Here is a 25,588-nt window from a genome sequence, read left to right on the forward strand (position 1 = left end):
GCGCCGGGCGCTCTGGTGGCGACCACCGCCGGACTGGAGGCCCGTGGCGGCGCCGCCACGGGCCTCCGGTCCGTCCCTGGTCAGGACTGCGCGTGCAGCGCGCGCTCGATCGACTCGCGGTCCAGCGGTTCGCCGAGCATCGGCGCGGTGTCGTCCGTGCCCGGCAGGACGCCCTGGACCAGGAGTTCCGCGTAGCGGCGCCAGGCGTCCGGGTCGTGCTCGCGGGTGGCGTCGGCGACCGCGCCGACCATCGCGGTGAGCATCGGCAGGTCCCGGGAGTCGAAGCCGGGGCGGACGACGCCGGCGCCCTCGGCACGGCCGATGATCGCGGCGACCTGCCGTTCGAGTCGGTCGCGCTCCTGCACGATGGACGGTCGGGCCTTGCCGGCACGGACGATGGCGTCGGCGAGGGCGCGGTCGCGCGCACGGAACGCGAAGACGCCCATCAGGTAGACCCGGAGCGCCTCGCGCGGGTCGGACACGTCCGCGGCGCGCGCAGCGGCCTCGTTCATGGCCTCGAACTTGGTGGCGAGCAGCGCCTCGATCAGGGAGTCCTTGTCGGCGAACCTGCGGTAGACGGTGCCGACCCCGACGCCGGCCTCGTGCGCGATGTCGTTCAACGTGACGGAGAGCCCGCGCTCCGCGAAGCACTTGCGCGCCGTCTGCAGGATCAGCTCGCGGTTGCGCGCTGCGTCGGCGCGCAGCGGTCGCTCGAGGTCGGACGCGGACTCGGTGGTGCTCACGAGGACGAACCTAGTTGAACTATCTGGGAACAAGTGGATGCGGTTCCTCCGTTTCGGTCTACACTGGCCACAAGCGGATGCTGTGCATCCGGTTCGACCCCCTCTCCTTTCGGAGCGCCCGACGGTGCGCGCTCCGAGTCCCCCTCCAACCTTCATGAAGGAGGCTGCCGTGACGGCAGAACACACCGTGCCGACCCCCACCGGGACAGCACCCACGACTCCGGGCACCACCCCCGCCAAGAGCAACCACCGCTGGATCGCCCTGGCGGTCATCGCCCTCGCACAGCTGATGGTCGTGCTCGACGCGACCATCGTGAACATCGCCCTGCCCTCGGCCCAGGCCGACCTGGACTTCGGCACCGACCAGCGGCAGTGGATCGTCACCGCGTACTCGCTGGCCTTCGGCTCGCTGCTGCTGCTCGGCGGTCGTCTCGGCGACCTGTTCGGCCGCAAGAACACCTTCATCATCGGGCTGGTCGGCTTCGCCGTCGCGTCGGTGCTCGGTGGCCTCGCCGATTCGTTCGGCCTGCTCGTCGCGGCCCGCGCACTGCAGGGCGTCTTCGGCGCGCTGCTCGCCCCGTCCGCCCTCGGCATGCTGACCACCACGTTCCGCGACCCCAAGGAACGCGGTCGCGCGTTCGGCATCTTCGGGTCCATCGCCGGCTCGGGTGCGGCCATCGGCCTGCTGCTCGGCGGAGTGCTGACCGAGTACGCCTCGTGGCGCTGGTGCCTCTACGTCAACGTCGTCTTCGCCGTGCTCGGCGTGATCGGCGCGCTCGTCTTCATGGAGCGCCCGCCGAAGGTCGAGCGTCCGCGCATCGACGTGCTCGGCGTCATCACCATCACCGCGGGTCTGGTCGGGGTCGTCTACGGCTTCTCGAACGCCGAGACCAACGGCTGGGACTCCCCCGTCACGATCGCCATGCTCGCCGCCGGCGTCGTGCTCATCGCCGCGTTCGTCTTCATCGAGACCCGCGTCGCTCACCCGCTGCTGCCCCTGCGCGTCGTGCTCGACCGTGACCGCGGCGGCTCGTTCATCGCCATCGGCCTCGTCGCGATCGGCATGTTCGGCATCTTCCTGTTCCTGACCTACTACCTGGAGCAGACCCTCGGGTTCAGCTCGCTGCAGACCGGTCTCGCCTTCCTGCCGATGCCGCTGTCGATCATGATCTCGGCGACGCAGATCGGTGGCCGTCTGCTGCCGCGCGTCGGGCCGAAGGTGCTCATCTTCGCCGGTGGCCTGGTCGCCGCGACCGGGCTCCTGCTGCTGCTCCGCACCGACCTGGACAGCTCCTACGCGGGCACCGTCCTGCCGGCGCTGATCGTGATCGGCCTCGGCATGGGCACGATCTTCTCGTCCGCGATGAACACCGCGACGACCGGGGTCGCCCGAGCCGATGCCGGTGTGGCATCGGCGACGGTCAACACGATGCAGCAGATCGGTGGCTCGATCGGCACGGCGCTGCTGTCGACGATCTTCGCGGACGTGGTGTCGAACAGCCTGTCCGGGCTGTCGGCCGCCCCGACGAAGCTGCAGCAGGCCCAGGCCACGCTCGACGGGTACCACGTGGCGTTCGGCATCTCGGCCGGCGTGCTCGTGCTCGTCGCCCTGGCCGGCGGACTGCTCATCAACCGGCAGTCGGTGCGGGTCGAGCGGCTCGCACGTGCCGGGTCCGCCACGACCGGGAGCATCCCCGCCGCGGCGCACTGACGCTGGCGGCTCGCTCCGCACCTTCGGCCCGTTCCGGCCCTGCCGGGATGGGCCGTTGCGCGTGCGGGGGGGCGCACCCGTTCCGCGACGATCCGCCTGTCGAACGACGCGTGCATCGTCGATGGATGCGCACGCACTCGGTGCCCACGCACGATCCGACTCACCACTCGTCGAACGACCGGCGCATCGTCGACCACTGCCCACGCATCCACCCCACCCCCGGTTGCGCCGTGTGTCCACGTCCCTGGCCCACGTCAGGGGTGCGGATTATGGTGTGCGACATGGCCCCCGTCCTGACCTCGCCACTCGTGTCGACGCAGTGGCTCGCAGACCACCTCGGTGCTGACGAGCTCGTCGTGCTCGACGCGTCGGTACACACGGTCGGGGCCGGGTTCGACACCACCTGGCGCCCCGGGCGGGACGCCCACGAGCAGCGCGGCCACGTGCCCGGCGCCCGCTTCGCCGACCTGATCGACGACTTCTCCGCCGCAGACGCCGACGTCCCGTTCACCCGCCCCGGCGCCGAGCGCTTCGAGGTCGCCGCAGCACGGCTCGGCGTGACGAACACCTCGACCGTCGTGGTCTACGACGACAGCGTCGGCGAGTGGTCGGCACGCCTGTGGTGGATCTTCCGTTCGTTCGGCTTCGACTCGGTCGCGGTGCTCGACGGCGGCTTCACGAAGTGGCGCGACGAGGGCCGCCCGGTCCGCGTGGGCGCACTCCGCACCCCCGCGGCGCCGTCCGACCCCGATGCCGGTGCGTTCCTGGCCGCCGAAGAACGTGCGCTCTGGGCCGACCACGACCGCGTCACCCGAGCGGTCTCCGGCGAAGAGCCGGCGTCCCTGGTGTTCGCCGCGCCCTGGGCCGCCCTCGGCGACGACCACCCGCCGATCGTGCCGGGCAGCACCCCGATCACGGCGGACACCCTGGTGGACCCCGAGACGAACGTGTACCTGCGCGGTGCCGAACTCGAGCGGGCCTTCGCCGCGGTGATCGGTGCCGACGAGATCGTCACGTACTGCGGGGTGGGCAGCGCCGCGTGCGTCGACGCCCTCGCCCTGACGGTGCTCGGGCACGACCGGGTGAAGGTCTACGACGGCTCGCTGGCCGACTGGTGGCGGCACGAGCAGCTCGCCTCCTGACGGAACCGGAAGCGGAACGAGGGCCCCGTCTGGCCGACGGACGCGGACCGAGGCCCGGCAGCCGAGGACCGACGGCAGCGGAGCGACGGCCCCGCCGCACTACCGTTGCACCATGAGCACCAGACGCGCGGTCATCCTCGGCGGCACCGGCGGCATCGGCTCGGCCGTCGCCCGCGCACTCCTCGACGCCTCGGGCCGCGGCGGCGACGACTGGCAGGTCGACCTCGTCGCCCGACGCGGTGGCCCGGTCGCCGACAGCCTGACGGCTTCCGGGGCCACGTTCGTCCCCGGCGACCGACGCGACCGTCCCGTCCTGCGTGACCTGCTCCGCCCCGGGGCCGACCTGCTCGTCGACACCGTCGGTGTGACGCGCGACGACGCCCAGCAGCTCCTGCCGTTCCTCGACGACGTCGGCTCGACGGTCTTCGTCTCGTCCAAGGCCGTCTACGCCGACGAGCAGGGTCGGCACGCGAACTCGCTCGACAAGCCGGTGTTCGGCGGCGCGGTCACCGAGATCCAGCCCACCGTGACCGCCGGTGACGGCGACCCGACGAGTCGTGACGGGTACGGCGCCGCGAAGGTGGCGGCCGAACAGGTCCTGCTGGACCACGGCGCCCCGGTCACGGTGCTCCGTCCGTCGAAGGTGTACGGCGTCGGCATCGGCCGCCCGCGGGAGTGGTTCGTCGTCCGCCGTGTGCTCGACGGCCGGGAGCGCATCCTGCTCGCCGACCACGGCCGCGGCGTCGACCACACGACGGCGGCGAGCGGCATCGGTTCGCTCGTCCGACTCGTGGCGGACGCGCCGGACCGCCGGATCCTCAACGTCGCGGACGCGTCTGCCCCGACCGTGCTCGAGATCGTCCGCACGATCGCCGGACACCTGGACCACCGGTTCGACGAGGTCCTGCTCGACGAGGACGCGCCCGCCTTCGTGGGCGGCACGCCCTGGTCGTCGCCGTCGCCGTTCGTCCTCGACACCACCGCAGCACGTGGCCTGGGTTGGGAACCGCCGGCGTTCGCGACCGCCGTCGCCCCGGAGCTGGCATGGCTCGTCGAGACCGCCCACGCGACCCCTGCCGACGGCGACGTCCCCTGGGCCGACGACCCGTTCTGGGACCACATGTTCGACTACGGCCCCGAGGACGCCGCCCTCGCACTCCTCTCCCTGAACCTGGGCTGACACGGTGCCCCGGTCCGAGGTCCTGTTCATCGGTGGACGCTCCGGTGTGGGCAAGTCCACGGCGGCCGAGGCACTGCACGACCTGCTCGTCGCGGCGGACGTCCGGCACGCGGTGATCGAGGGCGACCTGCTCGACCTCGCCCACCCGGCCCCGCACGTCGAACACCCCGAGGCCCACCTGGCCGAGCAGAACCTCGCCACGATCTGGGCCGGCTACCGGGCGATCGGTCACCACCGACTCGTGTACACCAACACCGTGTCCGTGCTCGAACACGAGCGACTCGCGGCGGCGATGGGCGACGACCCGCTGGTCAGCGTCGTCCTGCTCCGCGCGTCCGACGACACGACCGCCGACCGGCTCGCACGACGAGCGGGTGGTGCGGTCCCGCAGGCGCAGCTCGCGCACAGCACGCGGACGGCCGGGAGGCTCGACGCGGCCACCGCGGACACGGTCACCCGGGTGGGCACCGACGGCCAGAGCCCCGCCCAGGTGGCCGCACGGCTCGCGGCGGTCACGGGGTGGCTCGAGCGCTGATCTCTCCGCACCGCCTGTGCAGAGTGTCCATCTCGTCCACAGATGTCCCCGGGCGGTGGTCCGCTCAGTGGTGGGCGGGCACGCTGGAGCCATGAACGACAACCGCCTCGGCACCTCGGTCAGCCCGTACCTGCGTCTGCACGCCGACAACCCGGTCGACTGGCGCGAGTGGGGTCCCGAAGCCTTCGCCGAAGCGCGCGAGCGCGGGGTCCCGGTGCTGGTGTCCGTCGGGTACGCCACGTGCCACTGGTGCCACGTCATGGCGCGCGAGAGCTTCGCCGACCCGGAGATCGGCGAGCTGCTCCGGCGGGACTTCGTGTCGGTGAAGGTCGACCGCGAAGAACGGCCGGACGTCGACGCGAGCCTGATGGCTTCGGCGAGTGCGTTCACGCAGCAGCTCGGCTGGCCGCTGACGACGTTCCTGACGCCGGACGGTCACGTCTTCTTCGCGGGGACGTACTTCCCGCCCACTCCCGTCGGGCAGGTCCCGGCGTTCCGGCAGATCCTGGCCGCGGTGCTCGATGCCTGGACCGAGCGTCGGCACGAGGTCGACGCGAACGCCTCGGCCATCGCGACGGCGATCCGGCAGGGTGCCGTGGCGGACGCGACCGCCCGCTCGGGCGAGGGCGGTGCCGGCGCCGACCCGGGCCTCCCGTCCGTCGACGCCATCCGGGCCGTCACGGACCAGCTGTCCCAGGCCGAGGACACCACCTACGGCGGATTCGGCGGCGCGCCGAAGTTCCCGAGCACGCCGTTGCTCGAGTTCCTCGCCGACGCGGCGGCCGACGGGGACGCCGAGGCCGACGGGCTGCTCGAGCGGTCGTTGCACGCGATCCGCGCGTCCGAGCTGACCGACGCCGACGGCGGCGTCTTCCGGTACGCCACCAAGCGCGACTGGAGCGTGCCGCACTACGAACGGATGCTCTACGACAACGCGGGGCTGCTCGCGGTCGCGGGGGCCGAGCAGGCGCGCGGCATCGCCGACTTCCTCCGGGACACGCTGCGGCGCGCCGACGGGGCGTTCGTCGCCGCGCAGGACAGCGAGTCGACCATCGACGGCCGTCGGGTCGAGGGCGAGTGGTACCGCCGGCCGATCGCCGAGCGCGCCCAGCTCGACCCACCACCGCTGGACGACCAGGTGCTCACGGGCTGGAACGGCCTGGCGATCCGGGGGCTCGCGATCGCCGGCGCACGGCACGGCGATCCGGAACTCGTCGCGCTCGCGCGGGGCGCGGCCGACGCGGTCCTCGCCGCCCACGTGCAGGACGGCCACGTGGCGGTGCGGTCCAGCACACCGCGCGGGGTGTCCTCCGCCCCGGCCACCGTCGAGGACGTCGGACTGCTCGCCGAAGGGCTGCTCGAACTGGCCCTGGTGACGGGCGAGGTCTCCTACGCGACCGTCGCACGCTCGCTCGTCGACGACGGCCTGGCCGGGCGCTTCGACGTCGACCCGGTGCTGGCCGCTGCAGGGACCGCCACGGGCGAACAACCGCAGACCGCGATGCGGTCCGGCACCGTGGCGCTGGCATCGGCCGCCGCGACGCTCGGGGCGCTGACGGGCGACGAGGCACTGCGGAGCGCCGCGGCACGACTCGTCGCCGACCGCGCCCGCACCGGGACCGAGCGACCCCTCGGTCACGCGGATGCCCTCGGAGTCGCCCTGGCCCTGCAACGGCCGTCGCGTGAGATCGTCGTCGTCACGAGCGGCACCGACGACCCGATGCGAGCCGTGGCACACCGTGCTCGGCGCCCCGGCACGGTCGTCGCCACCACGACGCCGGAGCAGGCACGCGGCTGGGCCGAGGCGGGCTTCTCGGTGTTCGAGGGACGCGACGTGCTCGAGCCTGCCGCGTACGTCTGCCACGACCGGGTGTGCGAACTGCCGACCCGGTCGGCGGACGCCCTGGCCCAGCAGATCGCCTGACGCACCAGCCGCCCGGCGCGCCTGTATCCTGGAATGCTCATGTCTTCTCCGCTGCCCGTCATCACGTACCCGCCCGAACTGCCGGTCTCGCAGCGGCGGGACGACATCGCGGCCGCCATCCGTGACAACCAGGTGGTCATCGTCGCCGGGGCCACGGGCTCCGGCAAGACGACGCAGCTGCCGAAGATCTGCCTCGAGCTCGGTCGTGAGCACATCGGGCACACCCAGCCCCGCCGGATCGCGGCGCGGACCATCGCCGAACGCGTGGCGGAAGAACTGGGCGGCGGGGAGCTCGGCGGGCTCGTCGGCTACCAGGTCCGGTTCACCGACAAGGTCAGCTCCGAGACCCGCGTGAAGCTGATGACCGACGGCATCCTGCTGAACGAGATCCACTTCGACCGCGACCTCAAGCGGTACGACACGATCATCATCGACGAGGCGCACGAGCGCTCCCTGACGATCGACTTCCTGCTGGGCTACCTGAAGCGACTGCTCCCCCGCCGCCCCGACCTGAAGCTCATCATCACGAGTGCGACGATCGACCCGGAGTCGTTCTCGAAGCACTTCGACGACGCCCCCATCATCGAGGTCTCCGGCCGCACCTACCCGGTCGAGATCCGGTACCGCCCCCTCGTCGCCGAAGACCAGGACGACGACGCCGACGACGAGTCGGACTCCCGCACCGGTGACAGCGGCAACGCAGCCGACGACCGCGACACCCTGCAGGGCATCACCGACGCCCTCGACGAGCTGGCGCAGGAGGACCCGGGCGACGTGCTCGTGTTCCTGTCCGGCGAGAACGAGATCCGCGACGCGCAGGACGCGATCGAGGGCAAACGCTACCCCGGCACCGAGGTCCTGCCGCTGTACGGCCGCCTGTCCGCCGCCGACCAGCACCGGGTCTTCGAACGCCGGCACACCCCGGGCATCCGCCGTCGTGTCGTCCTCGCCACGAACGTCGCCGAGACCTCGCTGACCGTGCCCGGCATCAAGTACGTGATCGACACGGGGACGGCACGCATCTCGCGGTACTCCCCGCGGGCCAAGGTGCAGCGCCTGCCGATCGAGGCGATCTCGCAGGCCAGCGCCAGTCAGCGCTCCGGTCGAGCGGGCCGTACGAGTGCCGGCATCGCGATCCGGCTCTACTCCGAGGACGACTTCGGCCGACGTCCCGAGTACACCGACCCCGAGATCCTCCGCACGAACCTCGCCGCGGTGATCCTGCAGATGATCTCGCTCGGCTTCGGGGACATCGAGTCGTTCCCGTTCCTGCAGCCGCCGGACAGCCGCGGCGTGAAGGACGGCCTCGACCTGCTCCGCGAACTCCGTGCCGTCGACAAGGACGGCCGCATCACGAAGTCCGGGCGACAGCTGACCCGACTGCCGATCGACCCCCGGCTCGGTCGCATGGTGCTCGAGGCGGGGCGGCAGGGTGTCGGACGTGAGGTCATCGCGATCGTCAGCGCCCTGAGCATCCAGGACCCCCGCGAGCGCCCCCTCGAGAAGCGCGCGCACGCCGACCAGTTGCACGCCCGGTTCGCCGACCCGACGAGTGACTTCCTGACCCTGCTGAACCTCTGGAACCACATCGAGGACCAGCAGGAGGAACTGTCGTCGAGCGCGTTCCGCCGGCTGTGCAAGGCCGAGTTCCTGAACTACCTGCGCATCCGCGAGTGGCAGGACCTGTACCGGCAGCTCTCCCGTGCGGCGAAGCAGGTCGACGTCCGAGTCGGGCAGTCCCGTTCCGACGACGGTGACGCCGTGCACCGTGCACTGCTCGCCGGACTCCTCAGCCAGATCGGCCTGCGGGACCGCGAGAAGCGCGACTACCTGGGCTCGCGGAACACCCGGTTCGTGGTGTTCCCGGGCAGCGTGCTCGCGAAGAAGCAGCCCGACGCCGTGATGGCCGCCGAGCTCGTCGAGACGAGCCGGCTGTTCGCCCGGACCGTCGGCCGGATCGACCCCGCCTGGGTGGAGCCACTCGCCGGTGACCTGCTCAAGCGCACCTACGGCGAGCCGCACTGGGAGAAGAAGCAGGGCGCGGTCGTCGCCTACGAGCGGGTGACCCTGTTCGGGGTCCCGATCGTGCAGCGCCGACGCGTGCAGTACTCGCGGATCGACCCGGAACACTCCCGTGAACTCTTCATCCGGCACGCCCTGGTCGAGGGCGAGTGGGAGTCGCAGCAGGCCTTCGACCGTGCCAACCGGAAGCTCCGCAAGGAACTCGAGCAGCTCGAGGAACGCACCCGCCGCCGGGACATCCTGCTCGACGACGAGAACGTCTACGAGTTCTACGACGCCCGCATCCCAGCCGACGTCGCCACGACTCGCGACTTCGAGGGGTGGTGGCGCACCACTCGCCGCGAGCAGCCGGACCTGCTCACGATGCGCCGGTCGGACCTGCTGGACGAATCAGCGGCCGAGGCCGCCGAGGACGACGTCGAGTACCCGACCCAGTGGCGGAGCGGCGACCAGCGTCTCGCCATCCAGTACCGCTTCGAACCCGGCGCACAGGACGACGGGGTCAGCGTGCAGGTCCCCCTCGCGCTCCTGCCGCGGATGCGTGAAGAGGGCTTCGACTGGCAGGTGCGCGGCCTCCGCAAGGAACTCGTCACCGCGCTCATCAAGTCGCTGCCGAAGCAGATCCGCAAGAACGTCGTGCCCGCTGCCGACTGGGCCGAGAAGATCGTCGCCGAGCTGCCCGACGACGCCCCGACCGAGCCGACGGAGTCGTTCCGCGCCACCCTCGCCAAGGCGATCCAGCGCATGACCTACGTGCCGGTCTCCGAGTCCGACTTCGACCTGTCCCGCGTCCCCGCACACCTGCTGCCGACGTGGGCCGTGGTCGACGAGCGTGGTCGCCGGGTCGAGACCGGCAAGGACCTGTCGGCCCTGCAGACCAAGCTCAAGGACCGGACCCAGCAGAGCGTCGCCTCCGCCACGGCGAAGGGCGCGGGACGGACCGGAGGCGCGGCTCGCGTCGCATCCGCCGGTACCGGTCGTCCGCTGGAGCAGTCCGGACTCACCGCCTGGCCCGACCAGGACCTGCCGCAGACCCTCGACACCAAGCAGGCCGGCGGCGTCATCCGCGCGTACCCGTCCCTGGTCGAGGAAGGCACCGGCCCGAAGGCGACCGTGGGCGTGCAGCTGCTCGCCACCCCGTCCGACCGCGTCGTCCGGATGCCCGCCGGGGTCCGCCGTCTGGTGATGCACGCGGTGCCGTCGCCCGTGTCGTACATCCAGTCGCACCTGACCGCGCAGGAGAAGCTCGCGCTCGCCGCCAGCCCCTACCCGTCGACCGCCGCGCTGTTCGACGACGTACTGGCCGCCGTGGTCGACGCCGGCATCCGTCGTGCCCACCCGGACGGCCTCGTCTTCACGAAGGCCGAGTTCGAGTCGGTCCGCGATGCCGTTTCGGCCTCGGTCGTCGACACGATGTTCACCGCGGTGTCCGAGGTCGCGGCCGTCCTGGCAGCACAGCGCTCCGCCGAACGAGCACTCAAGCAGGCGAACTCGATGTCGCTGCTCGCCGCCCTCAGCGACATGTGGCAGCAGATGGAGCGCCTGGTGTTCCCGGGGTTCGTCGCCGTCGCGGGGCTCGACCGACTGCGCCGCATCCGCGTGTACCTGCAGGGCATCGAGGCGCGCGTGCAGAAGCTGCTGCAGAACCCCGGACGCGACGCCACCTGGATGCGCGAGGTCACCGTGGCGACCGACCGCTACACCGATGCCGGTGGCACCTTCCCGCCCGCGGTCGGTGCGCACCCCGAGCTCGTGCACGCGCGGTGGATGCTCGAGGAGTTCCGGCTGAGCCTGTTCGCGCAGGAACTCGGGACCGCCGAGACCGTCTCGTTGCAGCGGATCACGAAGGCTCTGACCGCCGCGCGCTGACGGGTCTACCGTGTCGGCCATGATCGGCACACTCGACGTCGTCGTCCTGGACTGCCCGGACACCCGCACCCTCGCCCGCTTCTACGCCGAACTGCTCGGTGGGGAGATCGTCGGCTTCGACGAGGACTGGGCGGAACTCGCCCTCCCGTTCACCGACCACCGTCCGATCCTGGCGTTCCAGCAGGTCGACGACTACCGGGCGCCGGACTGGCCGGGGCAGACGGTCCCGCAGCAGAGCCACCTCGACGTGAAGGTCGACGACCTCGACGACGGCGAGGCAGCGGTGCTCGCGATCGGTGCGACGGCGACGGGGTCGGGCACGGAGACGTTCCGCGTCTACCTCGACCCCGCAGGGCACCCGTTCTGCCTCATCCGGCCGTCGGACTGACCGGTTCGGTCGCCAGACCCTCGACCACGGTCACGTTCGGCAGCGCGGTGAGTGCGGCGCCGGGCAGGAACAGCTTGGCGGCGCGACGACCGGCACCGATGACGACCTCCGGGGCGTCGAGGACGCGCGCGTCGATGTAGAGCGGCCACGAGGACGGCAGCCCGATCGGGGTGATGCCGCCGTACTCCATGCCGGTCAGCTCGACCGCTTCGTCCATCGGGGCGAAGCTCGCCTTGCGGACGTCGAGCAGCTGCTTCACGACCCGGTTGACGTCGAGCTTGGTCGATGCGAGGACGACGCAGGCGGCGTAGCGGATCTCGTCACCGCGCTTCCCCGCGACGACGATGCAGTTCGCGCCGCCGGCCAGCGGGTAGCCGTACGCCTCCGAGAACGCGGCGGTGTCGGCCAGGTCGGCGTCGATCGGGGCCCCCTCGATCTTCGCGACGACCTCGGCCGGCAACGCGACGAGGGCTTCGGCGACGGGGATGGCGAGGAATCCGGTGGCGACCAGGGCGGGAACACGTTCGAGCGTCGGCATGGCTCCACCGTAGGGAAGCGATCCCGCACGAGGCTGGAGTCATGACCGAACTCCGGGCGATCGACGTCGAGAAGTGGCCCCGCCGGGAGCACTTCGAGCACTACCGACACCGCGTGCCGTGCGCGTACGAGGTGACCGTCGAACTCGACGTCACGGCCTTCGTCGAGCGCGTCCGAGCGACCGACCGTCGGACCTACGCGTCACAGCTCTGGGCGATCGCGACCGTGGTGAACCGGCACGACGAGTTCCGGATGCACCTGCTCGACGACGGTTCCCCCGCCGTGTGGGACCGTGTCCACCCGATGTTCACCGTGTTCCACCCGGACACCGAGACGTTCTCCGCCCTCGTCGTGCCGTACGACGACGACTTCGGCGCCTTCCACGACGCTGCGGTGTCGACGATCGAGCGGTACCGCGACGACACCCGGATGTTCCCGCAGGACGACCGACCCAGCAACGTGTTCGACGTCTCGACCCTGCCGGGAGCGTCGTTCACCGGCTTCTCGCTCCAGGTGCGCGACGGCTGGGACCACCTGCTGCCGATCATCACGCTCGGCGGGTACCGGACCGCTGCTGACCGGACGCTGCTGCCGCTGGCGCTGCACATCGACCACGCGGCTGCCGACGGGTTCCACACGACCCGGCTGCTGCGCGAGCTCGAGGAGCTGTTCGCCCGTCCCTCGTGGCTCAGGTCCTGAGTTCGGTCCGGCGGGGTTTCAGGCGGTCGGGTGCGTCCGTTGCCGGTACCCACTCGCACGTGAAGGTCCCGCGGTAGCCGAACAAGAACCCGAACAGCGCGTTGCGCACCTCGAGGTCGACGTGGAACGACTCATCCTCGTCGGACCAGTACTCGTGCAATGTGGCCCGGCCGCTGAAGAGCATCGGGAACCGGAAGGCGATCGGCCCCTCGTAGAAGCGTTGGGCGTCCGAGGTGAGCACCAGCCCACCCCGGTCGTCGACGCCGAGGTCGAGGTCCACCGCCAGGTGCTGGTGCGAACCGAGGTAGTCCAGCACCCGCCCACCGACGAGGACCATCGTGGCGTCGAAGCGCGCGGTGCGCCCCGGGCGGGTCGTGTAGGTGCGAACGAAGGTGACGGTCTCGCGTCCGTGGACGTCCCGGTAGGGGTAGTTCTCGATGGTGAAGGGCACGTCCTCGCCGACGTCGGGGACCAGGATGTTCCGAAGCCGCCCGATCTGCAGGAACGGCACGGTCCACCACGGACCCCGGCGGATGGAGGTCATCACCCCGCGCCCGATGCACGCTTCGGCGGCATCCAGGCCGACGCCGAAGCGCCGTTGCATCATCGGGTGCAGCCGGTGGAAGTCGGCGCCGAGCGCCGCTCGGAACACCGAGGTCATCGCTGCTCCGCCGGGTCCGGCAGGGCGGCGAGGGTCGCGGGCGCGTCGCGCAGGTGGTCGCTTCGTCGGGTGCCTCCTCGCGGTGCTCGGGCCGACCGGGAGGCCCGTGGCCGGTCCCGGCGCCACACCTGCAGCACACTCGCCAACTGCCAGGTCTCGGGGTCGCCGCCGCCTTCCAGCCAGACGCGGAGCCGGTCGAAGCTCCACGCAGTCGCCCAACCGAGCATCGGCCGGACGACCAGGTCGAGTGCGCCCCACCCCGGGTCGTAGTCGTACCCCGTGATGAAGCGGGTGCGGCCGTCCTCGGTCGGGACGTACTTCCAGTACCCACGACCGTGTCGGATCGGCGACAGGCGGTCCCGGGTGGAGAAACGCAGAGCCGACGTCCGTGTGCCGTCCGGCCGGACCCGCTCGCCGAGGCTCACGCCCGTGCCGTGGACGTCGTGCACGGCGGACCGTCGGACGTACGTGAAGCGGGCTGCTCCGTCGGCGTCGGCCGGTCCCGGGACGATCTCGGAGAACCGGACGTCCCACCGAACGTGACGTCGCGGGTCCTGCGTCGCTTCCCAGACCCGCTCGACGTCCGCGTCGATGATCGTCTCGACGTAGATGCCCCGGCTGCCCACACCCCGAGCGTAGGACACACCGGCAACTGACCCCCGACGGCGCACCCCCTCGTTCGATCGCATCTCCTACGCTGACCCCATGACGTCGCAGTCGGAGTCCTCGGCCCGCAAACGCATCGGCCTCGTCGGCGCGGGCGGTATCTCCGTCGCCCACCTGCCCGGGCTGCTCCGCCTGGGTGACGTGGTGGTGCACGCTCGCGAGGGCGCCCACGAACTCGTCGCCGCCTTCACCGACACCGCCCGGGCCGAGGGCAGCACGATCACCGTCGCCGACAGTCTCGACGACCTCCTCGCCGGGGTCGACGTCGTCGACGTCGTGGTCCCGACGCACGCGCACGCCGAGGTCGTCCGTGCGGCGATCGCGGCCGGCAAGGACGTCGTCTCCGAGAAACCCCTGGCCCGGACCGACGCGGACGCGGCGGACCTGGCGGCGCGCGCTGCGGACGCGGGCGTGCAGCTCTACCCGGCCCAGGTGGTGCGCTGGTTCCCTGCGTACGCGCGCCTGCACGAGGCCGCGACCACGGGCCTCCTGGGCGACCTGGCGGTGTTGCGGTTCTCGCGGTCCGGCGCCTTCCCCACCCACGTCCCCTGGTTCGGCGACCGCGCGCTGTCGGGTGGGATCGTGATGGACCAGATGATCCACGACCTCGACATCGCGCGCTGGGTGGCGGGCGAGGTGACCCGGGTGTCGGCGGTGAACGTCCGCGCGGGTTCCGAGGCCGAGCCGGTCGAAGCGGCGCACGTCCTGCTCACGCACGAGTCCGGCGCGATCAGCCACGTCGCCGGGTTGTGGGGGCCGCAGCACCTCGCCTTCACGACCGAGTACTCGGTGACGGGGACGCTCGGAAGCCTGTCGCACTCGTCCCGGGCAGAAGAGGACACCCGCAGCGACCTCGCCGCACCGGCCTCCGTGGACGGTTTCCTGCCGACGGTGGACCCGGCGGACGATCCGTACGCGCTGGAGCTCGCCGACTTCCTCGCCGCGTTCGACGGTGGTGCTCCGCCCAGGGTCAGCGTGGACGACGGCGTCGCTGCGGTGCGGATCGCGAACGCGGCGATCGCCTCGATCGAGTCCGGCCAGCCGGTGGAGGTGTCGCGGTGACGCTCCGGGTCGGGGTGCTCTCCTTCGCCCACACGCACGCCATCAGCTACCTCGGTGCCCTGGCGGCGATGCCCGACGTCGAGGTGCGCGGGACGGACCCGGACGGGACATCGACGGGGACGGGTCTCGGCGACCTGCGCGGAGCCGAACTGGCACGCGCGCTCGGCGCCGGGTACGCGGACTCCGTCGACGAGCTGCTCGACTGGGGGCCGGACGCGGTGATCGTCACGAGCGAGAACGCGCGGCACCGCGAGTACGTCGAGCTCGCGGCGGCAGCCGGGGCGCACGTGCTCTGCGAGAAGCCGCTCGCGACGTCGTGGCAGGACGGCCTCGCCATCCGCGATGCGGTGGACCGCGCCGGGGTGCTGCTGATGATGGCCTTCCCGGTGCGCTTCGCCTCGGCCTTCGACCGGCTGCGTGCGACGCGGGACTCGGGCGCACTCGGCACGGTGTTCTCGGTGCGGGGCGCGAACAACGGCATGCTCCCGCTCGCCCGCGACTGGTTCACCGACGTCCGACTGAGCGGCGGCGGCGCCCTCGTCGACCACGTCGTGCACGTCGCCGACCTGATCGACGGACTGACCGGAGCGACACCGGTGTCCGTCACCGCCGTCGCGAACCGGGTGCTGCACGCCGACCGCGCGAACGCCGAGACCGCGGGCTTGGTGACCATCACGTACGACGACGGCACGATCGCGGCGATCGACTGCTCGTGGAGCCGACCGGACACGTTGCCGGTGTGGGGTGGGCTGACGCTCGACGTTGCCGGGACCGGTGGCACGGTGTCGGTGGACTTCTTCGGCGCGGCTGCTCGCGGGATCGACGCGGTCGGGGGCCGGCCGATCGAACTCCGGTACGGACCCGACCACGACCTGCCGATGCTCCGGACGTTCCTGGCGGCGGTGCGGTCCGGGGAGCAACCGCAGCCGGACGCCGGGGTCGGGCTGCGGACGCTGTCGATCGTGCTGGCGGCGCAGGAGTCGGTGCGGACGGGCAGGACGGTGCCGGTGCAGGTCGCGGACTGAGCACCGCCGGCGCGCTACGCTCGTCCCGATGCGCGCAACCGTGCGGGACGTGGCCGCCCTCGCCGGGGTGTCCCCGAAGACCGTCTCCAACGTCGTCAACGGCGGCGTGGTCGTGCGCCCGGAGACCCGCGAACGCGTCGAGCGCGCGGTCGCCGAGCTCGACTACGTGCCGAACCTGTCCGCCCGCGGGCTCCGGAACGGCCGCTCCGGAGCGATCGCGCTGACCCTGCCGGAGATGGGCAGCGCGTACTCCGCCGAACTCGCCCAGTCCTTCGTGGAACTCGCCCGCGAACGCGGCTGGGTCGTGCAGCTCGAGCAGACCGGCAACGACCCGGCCCGCGAACGCGAACTGGTCTCCCGTGCCCGCGCGCACCTGGTGGACGGGCTGATCCTCAACCCGGTGTCGCTCAGCGCGAGCGTCCTGGCCTCGACCGAGGGGCTGCCGCCGACCGTCGTCATCGGCGAGGTCGAGCCCGAGCACGTCGACCAGGTGCACGTGGACAGCCGCGCGGCGGCCGAGCAGGTCACCGAACACCTCATCGCCCACGGGCACCGGCGCATCGCGGTCGTCGGGGCGTCACCCGAGGGCGCCGCAACGGCGACGAGCGAGCTCCGCGAACGCGGCTACACCGCCGCGCTCACCGCCGCCGGCATCACGCCAGACCCGTCGCTCCGAGTCCCGCTGCCGGCGTGGACCACGAGTTCCGCGGCGACGACCTTCGCGGCCTGGCTGGACGAGCACGCCCTGCCCGACGCCGTCTTCGCCTTCACCGACTCGATCGCGTTCGGGGTGCTGCACGTCCTGGCCGCCCGCGGCGTCCGCGTGCCCGAGCAGGTCAGCGTCATCGGGTTCGACGACGTCGACGCGGCCGCGTACGCGATCCCGTCGCTCAGCACGGTGTCGTTCGACCGTCGGGCCTTCGCGACGGCGGCACTCGACCTGCTGACCCGGCGGATCGCGGACCGCGGTGCCGCGCCGGAGACCGTGGTCGTTCCGCACCGGATCGTCGAGCGGGCGAGCGTCGGCGACCGCCCGCGCTGACGTCGACGCCGTTCCGTGCTGACCGACACCGCACGCGGTCGCACGCCCGTAGGGTGTCGCTCAGCGCGAACGACCGCCGGAGCGGGAGCCGCTGCCGGACTGCCGCCGCCGCCTGACCGTCAGGCGTACGCTCCGCCGCATGACCAGCGAAGACGCCTCGATGCCGACACTCGCCGCGACCGTCCTGCAGTCCCCCGAGCCGGTCGCCCTCGGCCGGTTCTACGGTGCCCTGACCGGGTGGACCGTCCACGAGGACGGGCCCACCTGGGTGCGCGTGCGCCCCGACGAGGGTCCAGGCCTGTCCGTGCAGTACGAACCGGCCTACGTCGCCCCGGTCTGGCCCGGCACCGAGGATGCCCCGGGCATGCAGCTGCACCTCGACTTCCAGGTCGAGGACCTGCCTGCTGCGGTCGCGCGCGCCGAGCAGCTCGGTGCCCGGCAGGCCGCGTTCCAGCCACAGGACGACGTCCGGGTACTGCTCGACCCGGACGGCCACCCGTTCTGCCTGTTCCTGCCCGGGGCGTGACGCGCTGCCCCTGCTGCCGCCGCTGCCGCGCAGTCGTGCTGACCGACACCGCACGCGGTCGCGCGCCCGTGGGGTGTCACTCAGTGCGAACGACCGCCGGAGCGGGAGCCGCCGCCCTCACCCGGGTCCGCCGCCGCCAGCACCGCCGACCGCGTCCGCGCATCTCCGAGGATCCGGAAGTGCCCACCCACCGGCAGCCGCACGTTCGTTGCCCCCTGGAGCGCACTGCCCTCGGGGATGAGCGTGTCGAACACCCCGTACACCGACGTGATCCGCGCGTTCGCGTCGAGTTCCCGCGCGAGCCCCGCCAGCACCGGGTCGGCCGCCCGGAACGCCCGCAGGTGCGGCACCGGCGCGAGCCGCGCGTAGACCGAGCCCGCGAAGGGCGTCGACACCGCGACCATCCGGTCGATCCGCTCGTGCTGGTCGAGCTGCGTCATCGCGTACTTGCCGATCAGTCCGCCCTTGCTGTGTGCGAGCACGAGCACGTTCCGCAGGTCCTGGTCCTCCAGGTACGCGATCACCTCGCGCGCCGAGTCGGGCACGGGCCGCAGGTTGTGGCGCAGGACGGGCAGCACGTGCACCGGGTGTCCCCGATCGTGGAGCGCGTCCATCAGCGGCCGCATGAAGTGCCAGGTCTCGTAGACGCCGGGGACCACGACGACGGGCTGCCCGGTGCCGTTCCGGTAGTCGTCCGCGGTGGTCGGGCCGAGGCTCCGGACCTGCCACCTGGCGGCGTACCCCCAGTCGAGTGCGGCCCACCACGCGCGCCGCACCAGCGGGACACGGCCTGGAGGCCCGGATCGCCCCGTCCGCGCCGCATCCGTCCCCGACGTGGCCGACCGGGTCATCGCAGCCCCTCCAGGCGCTCGGCGCCGCGGAACGACTCGAGCAGGCGCGCGAAGGCGTCCGGCTGCCGTTCCTGCACGTGGTGCGGGCCGGCCAGTTCCGCGAAGGTGCCGTCCGGCGCGGCGGCCGCGACCCGAACCGACCAGTCGTGCCGCGCGATCGGGTCCTGGCTGCCGCGGACGACGAGGACGGGCTGCGTCACCTCGGTGATCGTCTGCTCGGTCGGGTAGCGGAGCATCGGCCGGAGCTCACGCGTGTACTGCCGCATGCTCCGCAGGTAGTCGGTGACCAGGACGCCGTTCATCCGGACCCCCTCGATGAACCCGTCGCGGCCCAGGTCGAGCGCCTGCAGCGGGAGCGACCGCCGTTCCGCGTTGATCACCGGACCGACGAGCACGATCGCCGCGACGGTCTCCCGGTGGCGCCGGGCGGACTCGACCACGACCTGGGCCCCCATCGACTGCCCGACGAGCACCAGGTCGCCGTCGACCAGGTGGCGGACCGCCCGCACGACCACGTCGCCGAGCTCCTCGATGGGCAGCTGCCGACCGGCCGCGGGCAGCCAGCCGAACCCCGGCAGGTCGACGCTGATCGTGCGGTGCTCGGCGGCGACGGCGCGCTGCGACCGGGCGAAGGACCGGTGGGACATCCCGATGCCGTGGACGAACACGACGGTGGGGTCGGTGTCGTCGCGGACCGGCTCTCGCGCTGCCATGGTGTGCAGGCGCACGGGCAACCCGTCGATCCGGACGGTCTCCACAGCAGCGCGCACGAGCCGAGGCTACGCGGCGGTTCGCAGCACCGGGTCAGCCTCGTCATCGGCCGCACACAGCCGGGCCGTGTGCACTCCTGGCATGAGCGACACCACTCCCACCAACGGCCACGAACCGGACGGCTCCGACCGGGCGAATCGGGCAACGGCTCCGACCGGCTGGGGCGCCGCCCCGACCCCGACGTCGACCTCCACGCTCGACGCCCCCGCGCCGCAACAACAACAGCAGCAGCAGCAGCCGTACCGCGCGGACGCCGACGCCAGGAACCCGGGCGCCTGGGACTCCACCGCCCCGAAAGGCGCCACCCCCTGGTACGGCGCCGGCGCCGGCGCTGCGACCACCCGCCGCAGCACCGGCCCGAAGCCCCCGTGGTTCTGGCCGCTCCTCGCCGCGATCGTCGGACTCGCCGCACTGTTCGTCGGCGGAGGCGTCGGATTCGCCATCGGCCACGCGATCGGTGCGGACCGGACGCAGTCGACCACGCAGGTGCCCGACACGAACCGGTTCCCGGGCAACGGCACCGGGCAGGCCCCCGGTTACGGCTCCGGCAGCAGCGACGGGAGCACCAGCGACGGAACGAGCGACGGCAGCAGCAGCGACGGCACCGGCAGCTGACCGACGGGTACGATCCGTCCCATGCGGAAGACCACTGCCGGTCTGTTCACGTCGGTCGACGGCGTCGTGCAGGACCCCTACGAGTTCCAGTACGACAGCTTCGACGACGAGCTCGGTGCGGCGATGGGCGCCTGGATGGCCCGGACCGACACCGTGCTGCTCGGCCGGAACAGCTACCTGGAGTGGTCCGAGTGGTGGCCCGCCCACGCCGACGACCCCTTCGGACAGTGGATCAACCCGATCGAGAAGCACGTGGCCTCCACCACGCTCGGCGACGACCTGACCTGGCAGAACAGCACGCGGATCCCGGGGCGACGTCCCCGCGTTCGTCCGCGGACTGCAACAGCGCGATGGGGCGGACATCGCCGTGTGCGGCAGTGTCACGCTCGTCCGCAGCCTGCTGTTCGCCGGGGTCCTCGACGAACTGCAGCTCATGATCCACCCGGCGATCGCCGGCCGTGGCCGACGACTGTTCGAACCGACCGACCCGCCCACGCGGCTGCGTCTGGTCGACAGCACCGTGACGAGCAAGGGGAACGTGCTGAACACCTACGGGCGGCTCGACGCCTGACGGACGCACCACGGGCCTCCCGGCCCCACCCGTCATGCGCCCCGGCGAACCGCGCGTACCCTCGTGGGTGACCATCCGCACCCGAGGAACACCGGAGCAAGCATGACCCAGGACACCCGCCCGCACGTCGTCATCGTCGGCGGTGGATTCGCCGGTGTGGCCGCCATGCGGGAGCTCGCCGATGCGCCGGTCCGGGTGACCCTGGTCGACCGCCACGTCTACAACATGTTCCAGCCCCTGATGTACCAGGTCGCGACGGGTGGCCTGAACGCCGGCGACGTGACGTACTTCCTGCGCTCGCTCCGTGCCCGCCAGTCGAACGCCGAGTTCCGTCACGGGCTGCTGACCGGCATCCGCACCGACGAGCGCATCGCCGAGATGTCCGACGGCGAGCACCTGCACTACGACTACCTGATCCTCGCCAACGGCGTGAACACGAGCTACTTCGGCACGCCCGGTGCGTACGAGTACGCGTACTCGATGTACTCCCGCTCGCAGGCGCTCCGCATCCGCGACGAGCTGTTCACCCGGCTCGAAGAAGCGGCGGCGAACCAGGGCCCCGACGAGATCCGCATCGTCATCGTCGGTGGTGGCGCGACCGGCGTCGAGATGGCCGGCGCGCTCGCCGAGCTCCGCGACCAGGCACTCGTCGGCGCGTACCCGGAGATCGAACGCGGCAACATCTCGATCACGCTCGTGCACCGCAGCGGCGAGCTGCTCAAGCCGTTCGCCCCGCGCCTGCGCCGGTACGCCGCCAAGGTGCTCCGGAAGCGCGGTGTGGTGCTGCGGCTGGGCACCGGCGTCTCCGAGGTCAAGCCCGACGGCGTGATGACCGCTGACGGCGAGTTCATCCCCGCGTCGCAGGTGATCTGGGCGACCGGTGTCGCCGCCCACAAGGAGGTCTCCGGCTGGGGCCTGCCGCAGACCCACGGTGGCCGCATCCAGGTGAACGACGACCTGAGCGTGAAGGGCGCCGAGCGGATCTTCTCCGCCGGCGACATCGCCGCGCAGGACGACGCCCTCGCCCAGCTCGCCCAGCCCGCGCTGCAGGGCGGCCGGCACTCGGCGCGGCAGATCGTGCGCCTGCTCGAGGGGAAGGCCACCGAGCGCTTCAAGTACTTCGACAAGGGCACCATGGCGACGATCGGCACGAACGCCGCGGTCGCCCAGCTGCGCGGCGGGATCACCATGGTCGGCCCGGTCGCCTGGCTCGCCTGGGTGTTCGTGCACATCACGAGCCTGCTCGGCGCCGGCAACCGGATGTCGACCCTGACCCACTTCTTCGTCCGCTACGTGTGGTTCATGCGGAAGCGCTCGATCCCGATCGTCGGCGACGTGCGCCCGGTGCGGCCGAACGGCGACCGCGAGCCGGACCCCTGGCAGCTGCAGAAGGCCGAGTAGCCGCGCGCGTTTCCATTTCGTGAGCAGGAACGGTCGCGTCCGCACGTCGGACCCGACCGTTCCTGCTCACGGTGTGCGTGCGGTGTCGTGCGGCGTCGGCGGTGTCGTTCGTCGTCGGCGCTGACGAGTCTGGTGCACCCCGCTCGTTGAGACTCCTCTTACCCGCGAGGAGGACCCTGGTCGGCGACACGCAACCGAGCAGCGCGGGAGGGACCATGGCGACGACCACGCTGACCCACGCGCCGACGCAGGCGCAGCCACAGGACCGCACGGCCGCCCCGGAGCACTCCGGGGCGGGGACGCAGCAGGCGCCCCCGCCCCCGCTGACACACCGTGCACCCGCGCTCGACGGACTCCGGATCCTCGCCATCCTGGTCGTCGTCCTGTACCACTTGCACGTGCCGCAGTTCGAGGGCGGCTTCATCGGCGTGACGGTGTTCTTCGTGCTGTCCGGCTTCCTCATCACGACGCTGCTGCTCGGCGAGAGGCGTCGCACCGGGCGGGTGCGCCTCGGCTCGTTCTGGGTGAAGCGACTGCTCCGCCTGTACCCGGCACTGCTCGCGTTCGTCGTCGTCGGGCTCCTGCTCTGGAGCTGGGTCGGTGACTACAAGGGCGCTTCGCTGCAGTCGGGCCAAGCGGCGTTCATCGCGCTGACCTACACGGGCAACCTGTTCCGCGCCTTCTGGGACACCTCGCAGGGCGTCTTCGCGCACACGTGGAGCCTGTCGATGGAGGAGCAGTTCTACCTGGTCTGGCCGCCGGTGCTGGTCCTGCTCGCCGCACTCCGGGTCCGCCGCCGCTGGCTCCTGACGGGGCTCGGGGTCCTGGTCGTCGGGGCGTCGGCGGCGTCGTGGGCGAGCTACCGCAGCCCGAGCGGCGGTGCCACGCCCGACGTCTACTTCTCGCCCGTGCTCGGGGTCGTGCCGCTGGCGATCGGCTGTGCACTGGCACTGCTGCTCGACGACGAACGGGTGCGCGTGCGGGCCGCCGGGATCCTCGGGCACGTGGCGACCTGGCTCGGTCTCGTGCTGCTGGTCGGAGTGCTGCTCTGGATCGACGACGACTGGACGCAGCACGCGTCGACGTTCGGCATCGTGCTGCCGCTGACCGGGCTGATCGCAGCGGTGACGATCGGTGGGCTCGTCTCGGTCCGCTCCCCGGTGTCGGCCGCCCTGGCCTGGACGCCGGTGTCGTGGTTCGGCCGCCGGGTCTCGTACTCGGCGTACCTCTGGCACCCGCTGGTGATCGCCCTGCTCGGCACCTTCGCGATCGGCCCGTGGGGCACGGTCGGCCTGGTCGGCGCGGTGGTGATCGTGTCGATCGGTGCCGCGTACGCCGTCGAGGTCCCCGTCGAGCGGTTCCGCGCACGGGTCCGAGCGGGTCGCCGGGCAGCAGCCCCGCGCAGCGCATCGAGTGAGCAGAAGACGTCGAGTACGGCCCGCTGACCCGACGTCTTCTGCTCGCTGAACGCCGCGGTGAACGGTCACCGTAGGCTCGCCGACGTGCCCATCGAACGCGTCGACGTCCTCGTCGTCGGCGGCGGCCCCGTCGGGCTGTTCCTGGCGGCACTCCTCGCGGCGCGGGGCGTCGACGTCCGCGTGTGGGAACGCCGGGCCGAGCCGCCGACCGGTTCGCGGGCCATCGGCATCCACCCGCCGTCCCTCGACGCGTTCGCCGCGATCGGCCTGGACACCGCGGTGCTCGCCGAGGCGTCACTGGTGCACGCCGGCGTGGCCCGGAGCCGCGGTCGGACCATCGGCACCCTGCGCTTCGACCGGGCATCGCCGACCCATCCGTACGTGGCCACCCTCGACCAGCACCGTACCGAGTCCCTGCTCCGGGACCGGCTCCGGGCCAGCGCATCGAGCGCCCTGCGGACCGGGACCACCCTGACCGCGCTGTCCCGGCAGGCCGACCACGTCGACGCCGTCGGGACCGGACCGGACGGCGGCACCGTGACGCTCCGCGCAGCCTTCGTCGTCGGTGCCGATGGTGCGCGGAGCGCCGTCCGCGACCTGCTCGGCATCGGGACGACCGGGCGCGAGTACCCGGACCGCTACGTGATGGGTGACTTCGCCGACCCCGAGGCGCCGTCGGCCCGGTCGGCCGCGCTGGTCGACGTCGGCCCGGACGGCGTCGTCGAGTCCTTCCCGCTGCCGGGCGCACGGCGCCGGTACGTCGCCCTGGTGCCGGACGACGACGCGTTCGCTTCGGCCGAGGGCAGCTGGACGAGCACGCCCGACGCCGCGGTCGTCGTACGCCTGGCCGCGCTCGTCGCCGAACGGACCGGGGTCGTCCCCGACCCCGCGAGCTGCTCGATGACCAGCGGCTTCCGGGTGCGCCGCCGCACCGCCGAGCGCGTCGGCGTCGGCCGGGTCGTGCTCGTCGGGGATGCCGCCCACGAGATCAGTCCGATCGGCGGGCAGGGCATGAACCTCGGGTGGCTCGACGCTGCCGAGCTGGCGCCCCTGCTGGCGGGCGCGGTCCGCACCGGCGTCGCCGGTCCGTGGCCGGGCTACGCCGCCCGCCGCCAGGCAGCCGCCCGCCGCGCGGCACGGCAGGCCGAGGTGAACATGGCACTGGGCCGTCCGCTCGGCCCCGTCACGGCGACCGGCCGGGAGGCGCTGCTCCGGACCGCCCTGTCGCTGCCGACCGCGCACGGCCTGGCTCGGCTCTACGCGATGCGCTGGGCCTGACGGCCCGCGTTCTGCGCAGTCGCGGCGCGCGGTCGGGGCGATCGCGCCGTGTGTTCCGCGTCGTCAGGCGACGAGTCGCGCGCCTGCGAAGCCGAGCTCGACGACGAGCACGAGGGACGACGCGATGACCAGCCGGAACAGGGCGCGTGATGCGCGTCCCGCGAGCACCAACCGGACGCCGACGACGGCGAGCACCGCCACCACGACGGCTCCGAGGACCGCGAGCACGATCCCGGGCCCTTGCACGGGGTCGTCGCCGAGCACCTGTCCGCCGAGCACCAGGGCGGCCGCGACGACGAGCGAGGCGAACGCGACGATCCCCGCGCCGCGGAGCCCGAGGCGGTGCGGGAAGCCCCGCACTCCGGTGGCGTCGTCGTCGACCAGGTCGGGCAGCACGTTGGTGCAGTGGATCGCGATGCCGAAGACGGCCCCCGTAGCGATCGCCCACCACGCCGGCCACTGCCCCTCCGGCCCGGCCGCGACGGACACGACGGGCAGCAGCCCGAAGGCGACGACGAACGGCGCCACCGACCACACCGAACGCTTCAGCCCGGCGTCGTAGGCCCACCCGGCGGCGACCAGCACGAGGTGCGCGACCGCGGCGACCGGCCCCAGGAACAGCGAGAGCACCACGGCGATCCCGGCGGTGGCGTACGCCGCAGCGCGGACGGTGCCGACGGCGATGAGGCCGCGGGCCACGGGCTTGTCGCTCCGCCCGACGGCTCGGTCGCGGTCCGCGTCGATCCAGTCGTTCGCCAGGCCGATGGACAGCTGCCCGGCGACGACCGTCAGCGCCACCAGCACCACGAGCCACACGGGGTGCCCCACGGCGGCGGCGATCACCGCGGCGAGGACGGTCACGGTGACCGTGGGCCCCGGGTGCGACGACGCGAAGAGCAGTCGTGCGGTCGACGGGGTGCGGCTGGCGGTCACCCGGTCAGCGTACGGATC

At 72.2% G+C, this 25,588-nt stretch carries 23 protein-coding genes and 1 pseudogene; 17 read left to right on the forward strand and 7 right to left on the reverse strand.

Annotated elements, in window-relative coordinates:
* Nucleotides 1-80 precede the first annotated feature (80 nt).
* The gene (locus tag OE229_RS16595; protein WP_182065116.1) at nt 81-743 is read right to left on the reverse strand and encodes a TetR/AcrR family transcriptional regulator; all 663 of its coding nucleotides are present in this window, start codon (nt 741-743) and stop codon (nt 81-83) included.
* Nucleotides 744-912: 169 nt separating this feature from the next.
* Between OE229_RS16595 and OE229_RS16600 the strand changes: the two genes are divergently transcribed.
* From OE229_RS16600 to OE229_RS16630, 7 genes are all read left to right on the forward strand, one after another.
* The gene (locus OE229_RS16600) at nt 913-2,454 is read left to right on the forward strand and encodes an MFS transporter (RefSeq protein WP_182065117.1); all 1,542 of its coding nucleotides are present in this window, start codon (nt 913-915) and stop codon (nt 2,452-2,454) included.
* 281 nt (nt 2,455-2,735) lie between these two features.
* Nucleotides 2,736-3,596: a sulfurtransferase gene (locus OE229_RS16605; RefSeq protein ID WP_262138960.1), complete on the forward strand. Its 861-nt coding sequence runs from the start codon at nt 2,736-2,738 to the stop codon at nt 3,594-3,596.
* 112 nt (nt 3,597-3,708) lie between these two features.
* The gene (locus tag OE229_RS16610; RefSeq protein ID WP_262138961.1) at nt 3,709-4,776 is read left to right on the forward strand and encodes an NAD-dependent epimerase/dehydratase family protein; all 1,068 of its coding nucleotides are present in this window, start codon (nt 3,709-3,711) and stop codon (nt 4,774-4,776) included.
* Between the two features lie 4 nt (nt 4,777-4,780).
* Complete coding sequence (locus tag OE229_RS16615) at nt 4,781-5,311, forward strand: AAA family ATPase (protein ID WP_262138962.1); 531 nt, start codon at nt 4,781-4,783, stop codon at nt 5,309-5,311.
* A 91-nt stretch (nt 5,312-5,402) separates the two neighbouring features.
* Nucleotides 5,403-7,235 carry a thioredoxin domain-containing protein gene (locus OE229_RS16620; protein WP_262138963.1) on the forward strand — a complete coding sequence of 611 codons (1,833 nt, stop codon included), beginning with the start codon at nt 5,403-5,405 and terminating at the stop codon, nt 7,233-7,235.
* A gap of 39 nt (nt 7,236-7,274) precedes the next feature.
* Complete coding sequence (gene hrpA, locus OE229_RS16625) at nt 7,275-11,126, forward strand: ATP-dependent RNA helicase HrpA (protein ID WP_182065122.1); 3,852 nt, start codon at nt 7,275-7,277, stop codon at nt 11,124-11,126.
* A gap of 19 nt (nt 11,127-11,145) precedes the next feature.
* Nucleotides 11,146-11,514, forward strand: coding sequence for a VOC family protein (locus OE229_RS16630; protein WP_182065123.1), 369 nt, complete (start codon nt 11,146-11,148; stop codon nt 11,512-11,514).
* Here the strand turns inward: OE229_RS16630 and OE229_RS16635 are convergent.
* Entirely contained in the window at nt 11,495-12,052 is a 558-nt protein-coding gene (locus OE229_RS16635) for a YbaK/EbsC family protein (protein WP_262138964.1), read from the reverse strand. The genes OE229_RS16630 and OE229_RS16635 overlap by 20 nt on opposite strands.
* A gap of 41 nt (nt 12,053-12,093) precedes the next feature.
* Here OE229_RS16635 and OE229_RS16640 point away from each other — a divergent pair, with 41 nt between their 5' ends.
* Nucleotides 12,094-12,750: a chloramphenicol acetyltransferase gene (locus tag OE229_RS16640; protein ID WP_262138965.1), complete on the forward strand. Its 657-nt coding sequence runs from the start codon at nt 12,094-12,096 to the stop codon at nt 12,748-12,750.
* Here OE229_RS16640 and OE229_RS16645 read toward each other — a convergent pair.
* Both OE229_RS16645 and OE229_RS16650 read right to left on the reverse strand, forming a co-directional pair.
* The gene (locus tag OE229_RS16645) at nt 12,740-13,411 is read right to left on the reverse strand and encodes a DUF4166 domain-containing protein (protein WP_262138966.1); all 672 of its coding nucleotides are present in this window, start codon (nt 13,409-13,411) and stop codon (nt 12,740-12,742) included. The two genes, OE229_RS16640 and OE229_RS16645, sit on opposite strands and share 11 nt — an antisense overlap.
* On the reverse strand, nt 13,408-14,037 hold the full coding sequence (locus OE229_RS16650; RefSeq protein ID WP_262138967.1) for an SRPBCC family protein: 630 nt from the start codon (nt 14,035-14,037) through the stop codon (nt 13,408-13,410). The genes OE229_RS16645 and OE229_RS16650 overlap by 4 nt, the downstream gene beginning before the upstream one ends.
* A gap of 79 nt (nt 14,038-14,116) precedes the next feature.
* Between OE229_RS16650 and OE229_RS16655 the strand changes: the two genes are divergently transcribed.
* The 4 genes from OE229_RS16655 (at nt 14,117) to OE229_RS16670 (ending at nt 17,732) form a co-directional block, all read left to right on the forward strand.
* Complete coding sequence (locus OE229_RS16655; protein ID WP_262138968.1) at nt 14,117-15,139, forward strand: Gfo/Idh/MocA family protein; 1,023 nt, start codon at nt 14,117-14,119, stop codon at nt 15,137-15,139.
* On the forward strand, nt 15,136-16,164 hold the full coding sequence (locus OE229_RS16660; RefSeq protein ID WP_263344762.1) for a Gfo/Idh/MocA family protein: 1,029 nt from the start codon (nt 15,136-15,138) through the stop codon (nt 16,162-16,164). Before OE229_RS16655 ends, OE229_RS16660 begins: the two co-directional genes overlap by 4 nt.
* Before the next feature lie 28 nt (nt 16,165-16,192).
* Complete coding sequence (locus OE229_RS16665; protein ID WP_262138970.1) at nt 16,193-17,206, forward strand: LacI family DNA-binding transcriptional regulator; 1,014 nt, start codon at nt 16,193-16,195, stop codon at nt 17,204-17,206.
* A 139-nt stretch (nt 17,207-17,345) separates the two neighbouring features.
* A complete protein-coding gene (locus tag OE229_RS16670) occupies nt 17,346-17,732 on the forward strand; it encodes a VOC family protein (protein ID WP_247737634.1) in 387 nt (128 codons plus the stop codon).
* A gap of 80 nt (nt 17,733-17,812) precedes the next feature.
* On the opposite strand, the gene OE229_RS16675 is transcribed toward OE229_RS16670, so the two are convergent.
* On the reverse strand, nt 17,813-18,583 hold the full coding sequence (locus tag OE229_RS16675) for an esterase/lipase family protein (protein WP_315973835.1): 771 nt from the start codon (nt 18,581-18,583) through the stop codon (nt 17,813-17,815).
* Complete coding sequence (locus OE229_RS16680; RefSeq protein ID WP_262138971.1) at nt 18,580-19,353, reverse strand: alpha/beta fold hydrolase; 774 nt, start codon at nt 19,351-19,353, stop codon at nt 18,580-18,582. Before OE229_RS16680 ends, OE229_RS16675 begins: the two co-directional genes overlap by 4 nt.
* Nucleotides 19,354-19,435: 82 nt before the next feature.
* Between OE229_RS16680 and OE229_RS16685 the strand changes: the two genes are divergently transcribed.
* The 5 genes and pseudogenes from OE229_RS16685 to OE229_RS16705 all read left to right on the forward strand — a co-directional run bounded on the left by OE229_RS16685 (nt 19,436) and on the right by OE229_RS16705 (nt 24,637).
* Nucleotides 19,436-19,969, forward strand: a complete 534-nt coding sequence (locus tag OE229_RS16685) for a hypothetical protein (RefSeq protein WP_262138972.1) — start codon at nt 19,436-19,438, stop codon at nt 19,967-19,969.
* 21 nt (nt 19,970-19,990) lie between these two features.
* Nucleotides 19,991-20,540 (forward strand): annotated as a pseudogene (locus tag OE229_RS16690) (dihydrofolate reductase family protein).
* Between the two features lie 102 nt (nt 20,541-20,642).
* Nucleotides 20,643-21,941: an NAD(P)/FAD-dependent oxidoreductase gene (locus OE229_RS16695; protein WP_209134154.1), complete on the forward strand. Its 1,299-nt coding sequence runs from the start codon at nt 20,643-20,645 to the stop codon at nt 21,939-21,941.
* A 215-nt stretch (nt 21,942-22,156) separates the two neighbouring features.
* Nucleotides 22,157-23,386 (forward strand): acyltransferase family protein, encoded by a 1,230-nt coding sequence (locus tag OE229_RS16700; protein ID WP_262138973.1) that lies wholly within the window; start codon nt 22,157-22,159, stop codon nt 23,384-23,386.
* Nucleotides 23,387-23,443: 57 nt separating this feature from the next.
* On the forward strand, nt 23,444-24,637 hold the full coding sequence (locus OE229_RS16705; protein WP_262138975.1) for an FAD-dependent oxidoreductase: 1,194 nt from the start codon (nt 23,444-23,446) through the stop codon (nt 24,635-24,637).
* Nucleotides 24,638-24,700: 63 nt separating this feature from the next.
* On the opposite strand, the gene OE229_RS16710 is transcribed toward OE229_RS16705, so the two are convergent.
* Nucleotides 24,701-25,570, reverse strand: a complete 870-nt coding sequence (locus OE229_RS16710; protein ID WP_262138977.1) for a UbiA family prenyltransferase — start codon at nt 25,568-25,570, stop codon at nt 24,701-24,703.
* Between the last annotated feature and the right edge of the window lie 18 nt (nt 25,571-25,588).

The sequence above is a fragment of the Curtobacterium poinsettiae genome (genome assembly GCF_025677645.1).
Taxonomy (GTDB): Bacteria; Actinomycetota; Actinomycetes; order Actinomycetales; family Microbacteriaceae; genus Curtobacterium; species Curtobacterium poinsettiae_A.